We start from the raw sequence: 16,646 nt of genomic DNA on the forward strand, positions 1-16,646 counted from the left end.
ACACTTGTGCCCGCCTCCCGACGGGCCGGATGCGAGGGACGCCGGACGCCGGCGGGACGGAGGGGGCCGTGAGGGTCCTGGTGGTCGACGACGAGAAGGCCCTGGCCGACCTGGTGGCCGCCGGCCTGGGCCGGCAGGCGATGGCGGTCGACGTCGCGTACCGCGGCGACGACGCGGACGAGCTGCTGGCGGTGAACGACTACGACGTGGTCGTGCTCGACCGCGACCTGCCCGGCATGCACGGCGACGCCGTGGCGCGGGCGATGGCCGAGCGGGGCTCGACGACCCGCATCCTCATGCTCACCGCGGCCGGCGGTCTGCACGACCGGGTCGGCGGGCTCGAGCTCGGCGCGGACGACTACCTCGCGAAGCCCTTCGAGTACCCCGAGCTCGTCGCCCGGGTCAGGGCGCTCGGGCGCCGTCCCGGCCTGGCCGCCCCGCCCGTGCTGCGTCGCGGCGGCATCGAGGTCGACACCGCCCGCCACACGGCGACCCGCGACGGCCGTGACCTCGCCCTGTCGACCAAAGAGCTGATGGTGCTCGAGACGCTCCTCACCGCGGACGGCCGGGTCGTGAGCGCCGAGGAGCTCCTCGAGAAGGTCTGGGACGTCAACGTCGACCCCTTCACGAACGCCGTCCGGGTCACGGTGAGCAAGCTCCGCCGCAAGCTCGGCCAGCCCGACCCGATCCGCACCCTGCCGGGCCGGGGGTACCAGCTGTGACCTGGGGAGCGGGGACGGACGGCTCGGCTCGGCCGGCACGCCGGGGGAGGGCGCTCTGGCCCGCGCGGTGGAGCATCCGCACCCGCACCTCCGTCGTCTTCGGGACGGTCTTCGCCCTGCTGGCGGGACTCGTCCTGGTCGGGGTGGCGGCTGCGACGTCCCAGGGCGTGGCGGTGACGCTGGCCACGGTCTCGGCCGACGACCCGGGGCTCGACGGCTTCGCTCCCGTCCAGCCCACGGAGCCGCACGGGCCGGAGCTCGGCTGCCCGGGCGGGGCCTGCGACGGCGTCACCGCGAAGGAGGTACCGCAGCTGCTCCTGTCGGAAGTGCTCCGCCGGCAGCAGATGCTCTGGTCGGGTCTCGGCGTCGCGGTGGCGTCCTTGCTCGCGGCGGGGGTCGGCTGGTTCGTCAGCGGACGCATGCTGCGGCCGCTCGACGAGGTCGTCGCGACCGCTCGTGGCATCACGGCGAGCACGCTGCACGAGCGCATCGCCCTGACGGGTCCGCGTGACGAGGTCGCTCGCGTGGCCGAGACCATCGACGAGCTGCTCGACCGGCTCGAGGCGTCGTTCGAGGCGCAACGCCGCTTCGTCGCCTACGCCTCGCACGAGCTCCGCACGCCCCTGGCCGTGCAGCGCGCCGCCTTGCAGATCGGGCTCGACGACCCGTCGCCGGACGCCGTCGCCGCCACCCGCGATCAGCTGCTCGAGGTCAACCGCGCGAGCGAGCACCTCGTCGAGAGCCTGCTCGCGCTGGCCACGGCCGATCGCGGGCTCGACGCCGATGCCCGGGTCGACGTACCGCTCGGAGACGTGGCCGCCGGGGTCGTCGGGTCGTGCGTGGCGCGCGCCGACGAGGTCGACGTCGAGCTCATCGTGGGCAGGGGCTCGTTCCCCCGGGTGAGCGGCGACGCCGTGCTGCTCGGCCAGCTCGTGCAGAACCTCGTGTCGAACGCCCTGGAGTACAACGTGCCCGGCGGGTGGGTCCGCGTGCACGGCGGTCCGGGCGTCGTCCTCGTCGTCGAGAACACCGGCCCGGTCGTATCCGCCGAGGTCGCCGCCACGCTCACGCAGCCCTTCACCCGGGGTTCCGGGCACGGGGCCACCCCAGGAGGCGCGGAGGGCGTCCGGCACAGCGGCCTCGGTCTCGCGATCGTCGCCTCGGTCGCCCGTGCTCACGGGTGGGTCGTCGACATCGAGCCGCGCGCCGAGGGTGGGCTGCGGGTCGTCGTGCGGTGACCGACGCCGTCGCGAGAAGACGGACCCCTACCGCGGTGCGGAGCGAGCGTCACGACCTCGACCACCTCGCCGGCGTGCCGGGCCTCGCCGAGCCTGGTTCCGACAGGGCCTGGTTGCCCCGAACGGCCGACCGTAGGGTCGAGCACATGGACAACCGAGCCGAGGTCCGCGAGTTCCTCGCCACCCGCCGCGCACGCCTCTCGCCCGAACAGGCCGGCGTCGTCAGTGCCGGTGGCCAGCGACGCGTCCCGGGGCTGCGACGCGACGAGGTCGCCCGTCTCGCCGGCGTCAGCGTCGACTACTACACGCGTCTCGAGCGCGGCAACATCGGTGGGGTGTCCGACAGCGTCCTCGACGCCATCGCCCGCGCGCTCGGACTGGACCAGGCCGAAACCGACCACCTCTACGACCTCGCCCGCGCCTCCGGTCCCTCCCGCCGCAAGCCCCCGGTCGCCAGCGAGCAGAAGATCGCGCAGTCGCCGGTGCAGCACATGCTCGACGCCATGACCGGCGCCGTCGCGATGGTCACCAACACCCGCATGGACCTCATCACCGCCAACGCCCTCGGCTTCGCCCTGTACTCCGACATGTACCGCAGCACCCTGCGCCCCGCCAACCACTCGCGCTACATCTTCCTCGACCCGGCCGCGCACGACTTCTACCCCGACTGGGAGCGCGCGGCCAACGTCAACGTCGCCATCCTGCGACGCGACGCCGGGCGCAATCCGCACGACGCCGGCATCGCCGCCCTCGTCGGCGAACTGTCCATCCGCAGCGACGAGTTCCGCGCCCGCTGGGCCGCCCACGACGTCCGCCGCCACTACACCGGAGCGAAGGAGTTCCGGCACCCGGCCGTCGGCCTGCTCGAGCTGGACTTCCAGGTGATGGAACTCCAGGACACCCCCGGGCACTCGCTCACGGTCTACACGGCCGCCCCCGGCTCCGCGTCCGACGAGGGGCTGCGCCTCCTCGCCTCGTGGGCGGCGACCGAGAACGTCGTCCAGCGGGCCCGGTCCGCCGAACCCGTCGCCTGACCCGCACCTCCCTGCTTCCTCCAGCACCACCTGGCTCACCCCCAGGAGGCGCATCCCCGCGCCCGAAAGGACCTCACCATGTCGACAGCCCCCGTCCCCACCCGCGTGCACCGCGCCTCCGTCGACGGAGGGCCCGTCGAGCGGCTGCCGGTGTTCTCGCTGGTCGTCCTGGCGACGACGGGGTTCATCCTCGTCGCGATGGAGACGATGCCGGCGGGCCTGCTGCCCGTCATCGCGAACGGCCTCGCCACGAGCGAGGGCGCCGTGGGACTGCTCATCAGCGCCTACGCACTCGGCACCGTGGTCGCGACCGTGCCGGCCATCACGCTCACCCGGGGGATGCGTCGCAAGCCGCTCCTCCTGATCGCGATCACCGGCCTGGTCGTCGCGAACACGGTCACGGCGCTCTCGCCCGTCATCGCGCTCGCCCTGGTGTCACGGTTCGTGGCCGGCGCGTTCTCGGGCGTCATCTGGGGCATGCTCGCCGCCTACGGTCGGCGGATCAGCCCGCCCGACCGTGCCGGGCTGTCGCTCTCGATCGTCTCGGCCGGTGCGCCCGTCGGCTTCGCGTTCGGGACCCCGCTGGGCTCGTGGCTGGGGACGGCCTTCGACTGGCGGTGGTCGTTCGGCGGGCTGACCCTGCTCGGGGTCGTCGTCTTCGTGCTGGTGGCGAGCATCGTCCCCGATGCGGCACCGGCACCCGCGGGCGCGCGGCTCTCGCTCGGACGCGTGTTCCGCATCCCGGGGATCGCCGTGATCCTGGCCGTCATCGCCGCGTGGATGCTGGCGCACAACACGATATACACCTACGTCTCGCCGTACCTGCGGGCCGGCGGGTCGGGGCTCGGCGTCGACGTCACGCTGCTGATCTACGGCATCGCCTCGATCGGCGGGATCGTCGTCACCGGGGCGCTGCTCGACCGGCACCCGCGGGCGCTGCTGCACGGCAGTGTCGCCCTGTTCGTCGTCGCCGGGATCGTCCTGCTCGTCGGCCACGCGTCGGTGCCGGCCGTGGTCGTCGCCGCGGTGCTCTGGGGCGTGACGTTCGGCGGGGCGTCGGCCCAGCTGCAGGCGGCTCTCACCACGGCAGGCGGCGACAACGCCGACGTCGCGAACGCCTTCTTGCCGGTGGCGTTCAACGTCGCGATCTTCTTCGCCGGGATCGTCGGGGCCGCCCTGCTGACCGTGGCGGACGGGCTCGTGTTGCCGGTGCTGATGATCGGGTTCGGGGTCGTGGCCCTGGCGCTGACCGTGTACGGGCGGCGCAGCGCGTTCCCCGCGGTGCTCTGACCGGCACCTTCTCGACCCGGTGGTCCCTGCGAGCCTTCGGTCGGAACGGCTCGACCGCATGGTGGAACGAGTCGACGACACCAGGAGGCGCGGTGCCGGTTCGAACCGCACCGCGCCTCCTCGGTGTTCAGACCCCAGGAAGTCGCCGAGACCCCGGCTCGCGCATGCGGGTCTCGGCGACTTCCTGGGGTCTCGGCCGACCTAGGCTGAGATCGTGCCCTACGAACCGGACGGGACCGCAGCCGCGGCCGACGACACCTCGCCCTTCGGGCATCGGCTCGCCGACCGCTTCCTCGACGACTACGTGCCCGGCCTCACGCTGGAGCACGGCTCGTACCGCGTGACGGCGGACGAGATCGTCGACTTCGGCCGCCGGTTCGATCCGCACGACATGCACGTCGACGCCGAGCGGGCCGAGGCGACACCCCTCGGCGGGCTCGTGGCCAGCGGCTGGCACACCACCGCGATGATGATGCGCCTGATGGTGGAGTCCTACCTCAACCAGGCTGCCAGCGTCGCGTCACCCGGCGTCGACGAGCTGCGCTGGTCGGCGCCCGTCCACCCCGACGACGTGCTCCGCGCCCGGTTCACCGTCGTCGACGCCCGGCCTTCCGCATCCCGTCCCGACCGGGGAGTGGTGCGCACCCGCATCGAACTCCTCGACCAGCACGACCGGACCGTGATGACACAGGTCATGACGAACCTGGTCCTGCGCCGCCCCTGATCCCGCTGACCCTGCAGGAGGCGCGGTGCCGGTCCGGACGGCACCGCGCCTCCTGGATTCCGCCGGTCAGCGCGTGGCGAGCTGCGGGTAGAGCGCCTCGAGAGGGGCCGACAGGGCCGCCTTCACCTGGCGCGAGGTCTCGTCGGCGAGGACCTCGTGCTCGCCGGCTTCGAGAGCGTCGAGCACGTCGGCGACCAGGGTCGCCGGGTCGGTCTTCGCGTCCGTGACGCCCGCGGCCATGGCCGTGTCGACGTAGCCCACGTGCACGCCGACGACCTGTACGCCCGCGGGCTGCAGCTCGAGGCGCAGCGAGTTCGTGGCCGACCACAGTGCGGCCTTCGTCGCCGAGTAGATGCCCGCGACGGCGAACCACGACAGGGCCGAGTGGATGTCGATGATGGCCGTGCCGCCGCCGTGCGCGCGCAGGAGGGGTGCGTAGGCGCGGGCGAGGAAGAGCGGGCCGAAGAAGTTGGTCTCGACGTTGGCGCGGATCTCGTCGTCGGTGTTGGCGAGGATGCCCGGTTCGGGCGCGTTGGCCCCGGCGTTGTTGATCAGGACGGTCACGTCAGGCGCTGCCTCGACGACGGCGGCGATCGAGGCCGGGTCGGTCACGTCGAGGGTGAGGGGCACGACGCGCTCGTCGTCCCAGGTGCGAGGGGTGCGGGCCGTGGCGTAGACCTTCGCGGCGCCGCGGGCGAGGGCGGCCTCGACGAAACGGGTGCCGATGCCCCCGTTCGCTCCGGTGACGAGGACGACGGAGCCGGTGATGTCGGTCATGGGTGTTCCTTCCGTGGGTGGTGCGAAGATGAGGCGACGCGTGATCGAGTCGCCCCGTTACTGACTCCTGTCATAATTGAGTTCAGTCAGTTTCTATTCCGGCCAGCGTCCATCCGGTTGCCGTTCTTCCGTCCACCGCCCTTTCCAGGAGGCCCCATGTCGTCGACCGTCCCGTCGCTCGGCCGCCGAGAGCGCAACAAGCAGGAGAAGCTCGAGCGCATCACGCAGGCCGCGTCCGACCTGTTCAGCCGTCACGGGGTCGACGAGGTCACGACCCAGCAGATCGCCGAGGCGGCCGACGTCGGCGCCGGCACGCTCTTCCTGTACGCGAAGACCAAGGGCGAGCTGCTGCTGCTTGTGCAGAACGCGGCGTACGCGCGCTCCCTCGACGAGGGGATCCGCGCCTCCTCGTCCGCCTCGACCGCACTGGACGCGGTCGTCGCGGTGCTCGAGCCGATCGTGCACTGCAACCGGGCGCAGGTCGAGAACGGCCGCACCTACCTGCGCGAGATGGCGTTCGGCGACGCCGCCGAGCCGCACCACGCCGAGGCGCTCGCCATCGTCGCCCGGACCGAGGAGGCGGTGGCCGGGATCGTCACGCGCCTCACCTCGGCGACGCCTTCCGACGCGGCCACGTTCGCGCACGTCGTGTCGGCCGTGATGATGCTCGCGATGTCGTCGGCTGTCGACGAGTCCGTGCCGGGCGACGAGATCGTCGCAGGGGTGAGGCGTCAGCTCGAAGTGATCCTGCCGCGCTGACGGACCTCGTCGTGTGGGTGCCGACCGTCACGGGAGGGTGACGACCGCCTTGCCGCGGATGCGGACCTTCCCGAGGCCGTCGAGCGCGGTCGCCGTCTCGGCGAACGGGTGCGTCGCGCCGACGACCGGGCGGATGGCCCCGGCGTCGACGAGTGCCGCGATCTCGCGCAGCTGGGCTCCGTCGGCGTGCATCCAGAGGAACTCGTACCGGACGCCGAGCTTCCGTGCCCGGGCGCGGACCCCGCGGCTGAGGGCCGCGATGGCGAGGCGGACGACCGGGTTCAGCCCTGCGGCCTTCGCGAAGGCGGGGGTGGGCGGGCCCTGGATGCCGATGGCGATGCCGCCGGGGCGGAGCACACGCAGCGACTTCGCCAGGTTCTCGGCGCCCAGGCTGTCCAGGACGAGGTCGTAGCCGGACAGCTCCTGCTCGAATTCCTGCGTGCGGTGGTCGACGACGACGTCGGCGCCCAGCTCGCGTACGAACTCGGCGTTCGAGGCGGAGGCGGTGGTCGCGACGTGCGCGCCGAGATGCTTCGCGAGCTGAATCGCGATCGAACCGACCCCGCCGGCACCCGCATGGACGAGCACCTTCTGGCCCGGCTGCACGTCGCCGCGTTCGACGAGGGCCTGCCAGGCCGTGAGGGCCACGAGGGGGAGCGACGCGGCCTCGACGGTGCTGATCGAGGTCGGGGCGAGGGCGACGTCGGCCACGTCGACGGCGATGCGTTCGGCGAAGGTGCCGATCCGATGGTCGCGGGGGCGGGCGAAGACTTCGTCGCCGGGCTTCAGGCCGCGGACCGAGCCGCCGACCTCGATGACGGTCCCGGCGACGTCGTGGCCGAGGACGAGAGGCGCCTCGTAGGGGAGGATCAGCTTGAACTCGCCCTCGCGGATCTTGGCGTCGAGGTGGTTGAGGCCGGCGGCGGCGACCTCGATCAGGACGTCGTGGTCGCCGACGGTGGGCTCGGGCACGTCGACTTCGTGCAGGGGCTTCTCGTTAGCGTCGAACGCGAAGGCTCGCATGGGGGTGCTCCTGGTGGGCTGTGGCTGTGGGTGGCGGACTGGCTGGGGGTGGCGGGCTGGCTGGTGCGGCCCGCGACGTCCTCGGTCCGAGGGGTCTCGGCGTCGAACATCCGAGCGTGCTCAATTCTGAGTGCACTCAACAAACTTGTCAAGAATGGACATTGATGGTGACCGACCCGTCGCCGACCGTCGCCGCGCCTCCTCGGTCCGATCCTCCGACCCTCGGTGCCCACGGCCCCGGCGGGGTTCAGTCCGCGTGCTCCGGCGGCCACACGACCGCAAAGTTCTCGAAGACGATCTCGTCCTGCTCGGACCACGTCACGCCACGCGCTCGACACGTGCGCTCCCAGTAGCGCCGGTGCTCGCGCTGCCAGCTGCTCAGCGTGCGGTCGTCCTCACCCTCGGCGAAGGCGAAGGCTGCATCGGCGGTGTCGAACGCACCGATGCGCAACTGCAGGCTGCGGATGACGATCCGCGGAGCCCCCGTGCTGTCACACGCGATCCAGTGCGACCCGATCCGCGGCAACGGATCGCCCCGATGCGCGAACTCCGACACCAGCTCGGCGGTCGCCCGCTTCCGACCGGACAGCACCACCTCGAGCAGCTCGTCCGCGAGCCGCGCCGTGTCGCCGAAGTGCTCCACGGTGTAGTCGTCGTCCACGGCGCCCCCCGCGCGTCGTGAGGCCGAGTAGGCGGCCCACATCGCGGTCGCCGCATCCCGGTCGGACGGCGCGACGGGGCGGGTGGCAGGTGCGTCACTCATGGGGACGATCGTGCCAGAGGACGGCCGCCGCGCCTCCTCGGCTCTGCCGGACCCGGCCCGCGGGGTCGGGCCCGTGCTCAGTTCTCGGGGTGCAGGCTCTCGTCGGCGGGAGTCGTCGTCCAAGAGGTGAAGTGCACGGTGAGGTCGGCGCGCGAGGGGGCGCAGCAGAAGGGGCCGGCGCTCGCCGCGGCATCGGGGGCGAGCGGGGCCACGCGGACCAGGCGCCAGGGCTCGGCGTCGACGCGGGCCCGCACGGTGAGCGCGTCCCCTGAGCGGCTGGCGCGGATCGTCACGATGCGGCCGGTCCAGTCGACGGGGGAGAGCGACCAGTCGGACTCGCCCCGCGTCACGACGGCGCCGAGGCTCTGCTCGCCGTCGCTGAGCTCGACCCCGGCCTTGACCCAGGTCTCTGGGTCGACCGAGACGAAGATGCCGGCCTGGTCGAACTGGGCCGAGAAGTCGAGCACGAACGACACCTCCATCGCGGTGCCCTGCGGGAACGGCGCAACCAGGGCGTGCTCGGTGTCGTGCACGAACCCGTACGACGTGATGCGCCAGGCGTCGCTGCCCTCGGCCGCCGTGACGCGCAGGCCGTCGTCGGCGATGTCGACCGCGGTCGGCTCGGTGGTCCAGGTGCCGGTGGTCCAGGCGATGTCGGTCATGGCGTCCTCGTTCTCGATGGTCGTCGGGGGTGGCGTCGGGGGTGGCGGCAGCGGTGGCGTCAGTGCCGGCGTCAGCGCTCGTGCGTCGGGGCGTCGCCGGCCTCGAGGGCGGCGTGCTGCCTCTCGACACGGCGGTTCACGGCCATCGTCCGCAACCCGACCACGATCGAGAACGAGCCGCTGATGATCATCAGCACGCCCACGAGATCGCTGCCACCCCGGGTCAACAGCGCGCCGCACACGACCACTCCGGCGGAGAGGATGAGCTGCAGGGTCGTCCACGTCGTCGTCATCCCCCGACCCTACGAGCCTCCGGCCGCGAGCGGCTCGCCCGCGCGGCGGAACGAGCCGACGACCCGAGGAGGCGCGGTGCCCGATCGAACCGCACCGCGCCTCCTCGGTGCTCAGACCCCAGGAAGTCGCCGAGACCCCTGCTCGCGAGTGCGGGTCTCGGCGACTTCCTGGGGTCTCGGCGGCTCAGCCGGCGTCCGAGCCGGCGTAGTCGGCGTCGGTGATGCGCTCGAGCCAGGTCGTGGTGGTGGCCGGGTCGTCGGCTGCCTCGAGGATGGCGATGTGCTCCATGAAGCTGCCCTCGGAGGCGGCGTGGAAGTGCTCCTCGCCGGGAGCCACGTAGATCGTCTGCCCGGGGTGGACGTCGACGACCTTCCCGTCACGGGTGCCGAACCGCGCGACGCCCTCGGTGACGTACAGGAACTGGCCTCGCGCGTGGTGGTGCCAGGCGGTCCGCGCACCGGGCGCGAAGCGCACCTTCGCGACCGTCGTGCGCTGGTCGTCGGTCTGCGGGGTGGCGATCGGGTCGAGCCACACCTGGCCCGGGAACTGCTCGTCGGGGTTCAAGGTCGTGGGCTGCGGGGGCAGGATCTGCACGGGGGTTCCTTACTACTTGTCGGTGTCGTCGATGAAGAGGGCCTTGGCGACGCCCATGGCGGCCATCCCGTTGGGCCAGCCGGCGTAGAGCGTCACGTGCGTGATCGCCTCGACGAGCTCGTCCTGGGTGACGCCGTTCTCGACGGCGCGGCCGAGGTGGAACTTCAGCTGCTCGGTGTTGCCGCCGGCGGCGAGCACCGCGACGGTGACGAGGCTGCGGTCGCGCGCCGACAGCTCGGGGCGGTTCCAGACGTCGGCGAAGAGGACGTCGTCGGTGAGCTCGGCGAGCTTGGGGGCGAAGTCGCCGAAGAGGGTGCGCCCTCCGCCGACCTGGACGGGCTGTTCTGACATGGGTGCGCTCCTGGTGGTGGGTGTCGGCGCCGGGACGTCCGGTGCCGGACGGCGGCTCCGGGCGACGAGGTGCCTGCCGGGCCGGGCCGTGCTCGACGCTAGGCCGACCAGGGCGACGCAGGGAGGCCCCGCCAGGGTCTCCCTGCCCCGACACGCACGCGAGAGGGGTGCCCCTCAGGGCGACGCGACCACCGCAGGAGGCGCGGTGCCGGTCTGACGGGCACCGCGCCTCCTGCGGGTGGTCGCGCCTCGCGGCGCCCGTGTCGCACCACCCAACGGACATCGCACCGTCCACTTGGGCGGTGCGATGTCCATCCGGCGGTGCGACGCCCGGTCGACGGCGCGACGGGCCGCGCGACCTGGGCCGCTACTTGCCCGCGGCCTCGTTGTACGACGCGATCTGCTTCGCGGCGGACTTCTCGGCGTCGGCCATCGTGCTCTCGACATCGGCCCCCTCGACGACCTGGTTGAAGGCGCCGATGACGGTCGCTCGCACGCTCGGGAACGCCCCGGTGACGCATCCGGCGGCGGCGACGCTCGTCGCGTTGTCGGCGAGCTGCCCGTACATGGTGGCGACGTTGGGGTCGGTGAGCGACTGCTTGCCGACAGCGGTGTCGGCCGCCCCGGTGTTCATCGCGAGGTAGCCGGTGGCCTTCGCCCACTCGGCCTGGACCTCGGGGGTCTGCAGCCACTCCGCGAACTCGTAGGAGGCGCGCTGCTCGGCGTCGGAGTGTCCCTTGCCCGAGATCCAGAGGGCGTTGCCGCCGATGACCTGACCGGCATCGGCCGAGTCCGCCGTCGTCGGGAACGTCGCGACGACCGACTTCGTGCCGTCGGGGTCGACCGTCGTGTACGCACCCGACGACGTCAGCAGCATGCCGACGCGGTCGCTCGAGAAGGCGCTGTTCTGCGCGGCCGAGTCGGTGCCGGGGTTGAGGGCCGAGCCGTCCTGGTAGAGCCCCTGCAGTCGCGTCATGAAGTCGAGTTGCGTGTCGGTGGTCAGCGAGACACCGTCGACCGGGTCGGAGCCGCGGCCGTTGTCGGGCGTGCAGAAGTCCTCGCCACCCGAGGCCGAGAGCTCCTCGAGCATCCACGAGTCGGCCATGTTCATGCTCATGCCGTAGCCGCCGGTCGCGGCGTGGATGGCCTCCGCCCAGGTGGCGACCTCGTCGAGCGTGGTCGGCGGATCGGTGACGTCGAGCCCGGCCTTCTCGACGAGGGCCTTGTTCAGGTACAGCACCGGCATCGACACCGAGAACGGCATGGCGGCCAGGCCGTCGGCCCCGGAGTAGTACTGCGCGGCGGCCGGGGCGATCGCGTCGGGGTCGAACGAGTCGTCGTCGGCGGTGAAGGTCGAGACGGGCACGGTCTGCTGCGAGTCGATCATGAACCCGGTCGAGGTGTCGTTCATCATCAGCAGGTCGGGGGTCGAGCCGGATTGCACCGAGGCCGTGTACTTCGTCTGGACGTCGGCGTACGCGCCCTGGAACGACGACTTGACGGTGATGCCGTCGTCGTTCTCGGTGTTGAAACGGTCGACGAGGGTGTCGAGCTCGGTGGCGGCCGGCCCCGACATCGCGTGCCAGAAGTCGATGGTGACGGGGCCGGAGGCGGTCGCCCGGTCGGAGGCCTGGCCCGAGCAGGCCGTGAGGCCCAGCAGGGTGACGGCGCCGGCGGCGACGAGGGTCAGCGTGGTGGAGCGGCGAGAGGGCATGGCTGGTCCTTCGGGGTGAGGGGAGCGAGAGGAGGGGCGGGTCGAGTCGTGCGGGGGACGAGCGGGGGGAGCGGGGGCGATCGGGCGAGCGGCGGGCAGGCGAGCAGTGGGCGGGCGAGCGATGGGCGGGCGGGTGGCGCTACTTGAGCGCACCGGTGGTGAGGCCGCCCGCGAGGAACTTCTGGGCGAAGAGGACGAGCAGCAGCACGGGCAGGGTGACCATCGCCGCGCCGGCGAGGACGACCCCGACGTCGGCGCCTTCCGACGCCGCGAGCTGGGCGATGCCGACCTGGACCGTGCGGTTCTCGGGCGAGTTCGTGACGAGCAGCGGCCAGAAGTAGCCGTTCCAGGCCGCCGTCGCGCTGACGAGCGTCACCGAGACCAGGGTGGGACGGGTGAGCGGCAGCAGCATCGACCGCACGAAGCGGACGTGGCCGGCCCCGTCGAGGACCGCGGCCTCGCGCAGTTCGGCCGGGAAGCTCAGGAACGCCTGGCGGAACAGGAAGATGGTCAGGGCCGACGCCACGAACGGCAGGAAGACCACCAGCAGGGTGTCGATCAGATGCCACGACGACACGGTCAGGTAGTTCGCGATCAGGGTCGTCTCGCCGGGGATCATCATGCTCGCGAGCAACACCAGGAAGATGGCGCGGGTGCCGCGCAGCCGGCAGAAGACGAGCGCGTACGCCGTGATGATGCCGATGGCGACCTGCAGCACGGTCTGCGCGAAGGTGACGACGACGCTGTTGACGAACTGGTGGCCCAGCGGCACCACCTGGGCCGCCCGCACGAAGTTGTCGAACCCGAGGTGGATCGGCACGAGCCCCGGCAGGCCCTCGTTCAGGTACTGCGTCGGTGTCAGTGCCCCCTCGAAGATGTAATAGAGAGGGAAGCAGACCACCACGACGGCCACCACGAGCCAGGCGTAGACGAGTCCGCTGCGGACGCGGCGGGCGGTGCTCGGGCGCATCAGTAGTTCACCCGCTTCTCGAGGATGCCGAACTGGACGAGCGAGAGGGCGAGGACGAGCACGAACAGCACGACGCCCAGCGCGGCCGCGAGCCCGAAGTTGGCGCTTCCCGAGCCGAAGGCCTGCTGGTAGATCGCGAAGACGAGCGTGCGGGACGAGTCGGCGGGCCCGCCGCCCGTCAGGATCTGGATCTGCCCGAACGTCGTGAGTGCCTCGACCGTGCCGGTGACGACGACGAAGAACAGCGTCGGGGTGACGAGCGGCAGCGAGATCGACCAGAACGAGCGCAGGGGCCCGGCACCGTCCAGGTGCGCCGCCTCGACCACCTCGGGGTCGATGGCCCCGAAGGCGCCGAGCAGCAACAGCACGGTGAAGCCGAGCGAGCCCCAGACGGTGACCAGGATCACGCTGGCCAACGCCCAGTGCGTGCTCGTCAGGAAGGGGATCGACTCGCCGCCGAACTGCGTGATCACCGTGTTGACCAGTCCGGTGCCGGGGGACAGCATCGCCGCGAACGCGACCGAACCGGCCGAGACCGACACCACGAGCGGCGACGTGAGCAGTGCCCGGAAGACGGGCATCCCTCGGAGCTTGACGGTCAGCGGGACGACGACCAGGAGGCCGAGCACGATGCGACCGCCGACCACGCCACCGCAGAAGATCGCCGTGTTCAGCATGGTCTTGAGGAACGTCGGGTCGGTGAAGGTCGTCACGTAGTTGCGCAGGCCGACCGACCCGGCCGCCTGGCCGAAGATGTCGGTGCCCTGCGTGCTGAGCACCAGGACGCGGCCGAGCGGGTAGAAGACGAACACCGCGAACACGAGCATCGCGGGGACGAGCAGCACGATCCCGAGGCGTCGATCCGAGCGTGCCCAGGCGGGCGAGGTCGGGGCGGGGCGTGCGGGCACGGTGGCGAGACCGGGCCGGACGGAGACCGTCATGAGGCAGGGCACCTTCGTTAGGGAACGTTCCCTATCCGGGAACGGAGTCAACGATGAGGCCGCCGCGAACGCAGATCAACCCACCCGAGCGAGCTGCCGTCGATCGTTCACGCCGCGTTCAACTCGCCCCGTGCCGGAGCCCGGCCGTTCACCTCGCGGTGTGATCTGTTCACCCCGCCGACCCCCGTCCGACCCGAGTGGTCGACCGTCCAGGAGGCGCGGTGACGTAGACAAGGGCCATGAGCACCCCACCCCCGTCCCCTGGCCTGCGCGAGGTCGCCGAGGCCGCCGCCCGCGACGTCGCCCCCGCGCTGCTCGTGGCGTTCCGCTCGGACATGAGCGTCGCCACCAAGAGGGACGCCCACGACGTCGTCACGCTGCACGACGGTCGGGCCGAGAGGGCGATCACCCGCTGGCTGACCTCGGCGGTGCCGGGCTCCGTCGTTCTCGGTGAAGAGGGCGGCAGCACGGGCGACGCCCGGCTGCGCTGGATCGTTGACCCCATCGACGGCACGGCCAACTTCGCCCGGGGCCTGGCCTACTGGTGCGTCTCGATCGCGGCCGAGGTCGACGGCGAGATCGTCGCCGGGGTCGTCCTCGACCCCGTGGCCGACAACCTCTTCGCCGCCGACGAGCACGGGGCCTGGCTGAACGGGGTGCCGCTGCGCTCCGCCTCGGCCCCCGACGAGCACGCGACCGTCCTCACGAGCTTCCCGGTGCAACGCGACGTCGACCTGCTCGGCGAGGGCGCCTTCGACCTGGTGCGCGACCTGACGGCCCGCTACCGGCACCACCACAGCCTCGGCAGTGGCGCGCTCAACCTCGCGCACGTCGCGGCCGGGTGGTCGGACGCCACCCTCGGTTTCGTCACCCACCCGTGGGACGTGGCCGCGGGCGCGCTCGTCCTCGAACGGGCGGGCGGGTGGTTCCGGGGGTTCCGGCATGGTTCCCCGGTCCATCGACCGCACGAGGCCGACGACTACGTCGCGGGCGGAGCGGGCAACGCTCACGACCACCTGGTGCGGCGCGTGCGTGAGCTGTCGGCCACGATCGACCCGGCCGCACTAGGCCGGAGCTGAGACCCCGGTCGTCGAGCCGCGCGTCACCAGGCGCGTCGGCAGCACCTCGTGCCGCTCCGTCCGGCGCCCGCGCAGGCGTTCCACCACCAACTCGACGGCCCGGGCGCCCAGGCGGTCGCGGGGCTGTTCGACCGTGGTCAGGTCCATCACGGCGGCGGGTGCGGTGTCGTCGAACCCGGTGACCGCGGCGATCCCCGGCAACCGCAGCCCCGCCTCCCGGGCCGATGCGACGAGCCGGGCGGCGGTCGAGTCGTTCGCCGCGACGAACGCCGTCACGCCGTCGCCGAGGTGCCGGGCGATGCGCGTCGGGTCGGCGGCGAGCCCGGCGATGTCGTCGACGTGCAGGTCGGTCGCCGACCAGAGCCGCCTCGCCGTCACCGCGTGCTCGTGGGCCCGCCGGGTCGTCGACGCATGGCGGGACTCGGCGACGAAGCAGGTGCGCACGTGCCCGAGCGCCGCCAGGTGCATCATCACCTCGTGCATGCCCGACTCCTCGTCCGAGCGCACGGTGTCGACGCCCAGGCCGGCGAGCCGGTCGCCGCTCGACCCGACGACGGCCACCGGCACGTCGCGGGCCGCCGCGGCCAGGGCCTCCGACGGCAACCGACTGCTCAGCACGACCAACCCGAGCACCGCGTCGCGGGCGGTCGACACGGCCGATGCGTGCAGCTCGGCCAGGCCCGACCGGAGGCGTGCCTCGTCCCGGTCCCCGTCGACGACCCGCAACTCGAGGCCGAGGGCGGCGGCCGAGGCGATCGCGCTGTGCAGCACCGCCCCGTGGAACGCGCCGGCTCCCTCGGTGACGACGACGCCCAGCACGAGGGGGGCGCCGTCGGCGCGGCGGCGGGCGAGGGCGCCGACGGGCAGCCCGAGGGCGTCGGCCGCCCGCACGGCCTGCGCACGACGTTCAGCCGAGACGCCGTCGTCTCCGCGCAGGGCGAGCGAGGCCAGCGATCGCGACATGCCCGTGCGGAGGGCGACCTCGGCCAGGGTCGCCGTCACGCCGAGGCGAGCTTCCAGGTGTGCACGTGCTGCCAGGTCATCGAGTGCCACCAGCGCCCGGACCAGTCGTCGCAGGCCGTTCGGTAGAGGACGACCGTGTCGCCCCGGAAGCCGGCCGGCACCTCCTGGTCGAGTTCTCGGATGAAGTCGCCGACCTCGTCGTGCAGGTCGGGCCGCCCGTAGAGGTCGTGCGAGGCGAGCGAGAGGTGCGCCCGGTACGACGACGCGTCGTAGTCGTTGCCGAGGGGTGAGGCCATCGGGCGGCGGAAGGGTGCGACCGCCGTGTCGACGTCGGCGGCGAGGCGGACGAACTCGTCGTTGAGCGAGCCGTCGGGTCGCGTGGCCACGTCGTAGACGTAGCCGATGCCTTGCTCGCGGACGCCGGCGTTGTGGACGTCGAAGGCGGACCTGCCGTCGAGCAGGGTGCCGAGCGCGTCGACGACGTCGGCCTCGGAGCGGCCGAAGGGTTGGCTGCCCACCAGGGTCGCGTGGGGAGGGAAGGCGCCCGCCGAGACGAGTCCGTACTGGGCGCGCAGCTGGTCGGTGACGACGGTGACGGCCCGGCAGGTCCGGGCGTCGGGGCGCAGGTAGACGCCGTAGCGGTACGGGTCGCTGTCGTCGAAGGGGCGCTTGGTGGGGGAGTCCTGGTGCATGGTGTCCGATCGGAGAGGCGTAGGGAACGTTCCCTACTCTGATCGGGAACGTTCCC

The 16,646-nt window shown here is 72.3% G+C and carries 19 protein-coding genes; 7 read left to right on the forward strand and 12 right to left on the reverse strand.

The genetic code is table 11. From position 1 onward, the window contains the following. Positions 1-68 precede the first annotated feature (68 nt). From SJY14_RS02670 to SJY14_RS02690, 5 genes are all read left to right on the forward strand, one after another. On the forward strand, positions 69-722 hold the full coding sequence (locus tag SJY14_RS02670) for a response regulator transcription factor (protein ID WP_071256507.1): 654 nt from the start codon (positions 69-71) through the stop codon (positions 720-722). Further along, entirely contained in the window at positions 719-1,960 is a 1,242-nt protein-coding gene (locus tag SJY14_RS02675; RefSeq protein WP_396599728.1) for a sensor histidine kinase, read from the forward strand. Before SJY14_RS02670 ends, SJY14_RS02675 begins: the two co-directional genes overlap by 4 nt. Before the next feature lie 146 nt (positions 1,961-2,106). Continuing rightward, positions 2,107-2,994: a helix-turn-helix transcriptional regulator gene (locus tag SJY14_RS02680; protein WP_071256510.1), complete on the forward strand. Its 888-nt coding sequence runs from the start codon at positions 2,107-2,109 to the stop codon at positions 2,992-2,994. A 78-nt stretch (positions 2,995-3,072) separates the two neighbouring features. Beyond that, positions 3,073-4,284, forward strand: coding sequence for an MFS transporter (locus tag SJY14_RS02685; protein ID WP_071256044.1), 1,212 nt, complete (start codon positions 3,073-3,075; stop codon positions 4,282-4,284). Positions 4,285-4,498: 214 nt separating this feature from the next. After that, positions 4,499-5,008 carry a MaoC family dehydratase gene (locus tag SJY14_RS02690; protein ID WP_071256046.1) on the forward strand — a complete coding sequence of 170 codons (510 nt, stop codon included), beginning with the start codon at positions 4,499-4,501 and terminating at the stop codon, positions 5,006-5,008. A gap of 66 nt (positions 5,009-5,074) precedes the next feature. Here SJY14_RS02690 and SJY14_RS02695 read toward each other — a convergent pair whose 3' ends face one another. After that, positions 5,075-5,785, reverse strand: a complete 711-nt coding sequence (locus SJY14_RS02695) for an SDR family oxidoreductase (protein WP_071256047.1) — start codon at positions 5,783-5,785, stop codon at positions 5,075-5,077. Positions 5,786-5,941: 156 nt separating this feature from the next. On the opposite strand from SJY14_RS02695, the gene SJY14_RS02700 reads away from it, so the two are divergent. After that, a complete protein-coding gene (locus SJY14_RS02700; protein ID WP_396599729.1) occupies positions 5,942-6,544 on the forward strand; it encodes a TetR/AcrR family transcriptional regulator in 603 nt (200 codons plus the stop codon). Positions 6,545-6,571: 27 nt separating this feature from the next. Here the strand turns inward: SJY14_RS02700 and SJY14_RS02705 are convergent, their stop codons facing one another. The 9 genes from SJY14_RS02705 to SJY14_RS02745 all read right to left on the reverse strand — a co-directional run bounded on the left by SJY14_RS02705 (position 6,572) and on the right by SJY14_RS02745 (position 13,856). Then, positions 6,572-7,567, reverse strand: a complete 996-nt coding sequence (locus tag SJY14_RS02705; RefSeq protein ID WP_071256049.1) for an NADP-dependent oxidoreductase — start codon at positions 7,565-7,567, stop codon at positions 6,572-6,574. Between the two features lie 247 nt (positions 7,568-7,814). Continuing rightward, a complete protein-coding gene (locus tag SJY14_RS02710) occupies positions 7,815-8,330 on the reverse strand; it encodes an ASCH domain-containing protein (protein WP_071256050.1) in 516 nt (171 codons plus the stop codon). 77 nt (positions 8,331-8,407) lie between these two features. Continuing rightward, a complete protein-coding gene (locus SJY14_RS02715) occupies positions 8,408-8,992 on the reverse strand; it encodes a DUF1349 domain-containing protein (protein ID WP_071256051.1) in 585 nt (194 codons plus the stop codon). Positions 8,993-9,063: 71 nt separating this feature from the next. Continuing rightward, positions 9,064-9,285, reverse strand: a complete 222-nt coding sequence (locus SJY14_RS02720) for a hypothetical protein (RefSeq protein ID WP_055975509.1) — start codon at positions 9,283-9,285, stop codon at positions 9,064-9,066. A gap of 184 nt (positions 9,286-9,469) precedes the next feature. Beyond that, positions 9,470-9,880 carry a cupin domain-containing protein gene (locus SJY14_RS02725; protein WP_396599730.1) on the reverse strand — a complete coding sequence of 137 codons (411 nt, stop codon included), beginning with the start codon at positions 9,878-9,880 and terminating at the stop codon, positions 9,470-9,472. Positions 9,881-9,892: 12 nt separating this feature from the next. Continuing rightward, positions 9,893-10,231 carry a carboxymuconolactone decarboxylase family protein gene (locus SJY14_RS02730; protein ID WP_396599731.1) on the reverse strand — a complete coding sequence of 113 codons (339 nt, stop codon included), beginning with the start codon at positions 10,229-10,231 and terminating at the stop codon, positions 9,893-9,895. A 367-nt stretch (positions 10,232-10,598) separates the two neighbouring features. Next, the gene (locus SJY14_RS02735) at positions 10,599-11,945 is read right to left on the reverse strand and encodes an extracellular solute-binding protein (protein WP_396599732.1); all 1,347 of its coding nucleotides are present in this window, start codon (positions 11,943-11,945) and stop codon (positions 10,599-10,601) included. A 139-nt stretch (positions 11,946-12,084) separates the two neighbouring features. Further along, positions 12,085-12,915 carry a carbohydrate ABC transporter permease gene (locus SJY14_RS02740; protein WP_396599733.1) on the reverse strand — a complete coding sequence of 277 codons (831 nt, stop codon included), beginning with the start codon at positions 12,913-12,915 and terminating at the stop codon, positions 12,085-12,087. After that, positions 12,915-13,856 (reverse strand): carbohydrate ABC transporter permease, encoded by a 942-nt coding sequence (locus SJY14_RS02745; RefSeq protein WP_071256055.1) that lies wholly within the window; start codon positions 13,854-13,856, stop codon positions 12,915-12,917. The genes SJY14_RS02740 and SJY14_RS02745 overlap by 1 nt, the downstream gene beginning before the upstream one ends. A gap of 239 nt (positions 13,857-14,095) precedes the next feature. Here SJY14_RS02745 and SJY14_RS02750 point away from each other — a divergent pair, with 239 nt between their 5' ends. Then, positions 14,096-14,935 (forward strand): inositol monophosphatase family protein, encoded by an 840-nt coding sequence (locus SJY14_RS02750; RefSeq protein WP_396599734.1) that lies wholly within the window; start codon positions 14,096-14,098, stop codon positions 14,933-14,935. On the opposite strand, the gene SJY14_RS02755 is transcribed toward SJY14_RS02750, so the two are convergent. After that, positions 14,921-15,937 carry a LacI family DNA-binding transcriptional regulator gene (locus tag SJY14_RS02755; RefSeq protein WP_396599735.1) on the reverse strand — a complete coding sequence of 339 codons (1,017 nt, stop codon included), beginning with the start codon at positions 15,935-15,937 and terminating at the stop codon, positions 14,921-14,923. The genes SJY14_RS02750 and SJY14_RS02755 overlap by 15 nt on opposite strands. After that, on the reverse strand, positions 15,934-16,590 hold the full coding sequence (locus tag SJY14_RS02760) for a 2'-5' RNA ligase family protein (RefSeq protein ID WP_071256058.1): 657 nt from the start codon (positions 16,588-16,590) through the stop codon (positions 15,934-15,936). Before SJY14_RS02760 ends, SJY14_RS02755 begins: the two co-directional genes overlap by 4 nt. Between the last annotated feature and the right edge of the window lie 56 nt (positions 16,591-16,646).

The organism is Frigoribacterium sp. R86507 (assembly GCF_044597695.1).
GTDB lineage: Bacteria > Actinomycetota > Actinomycetes > Actinomycetales > Microbacteriaceae > Frigoribacterium.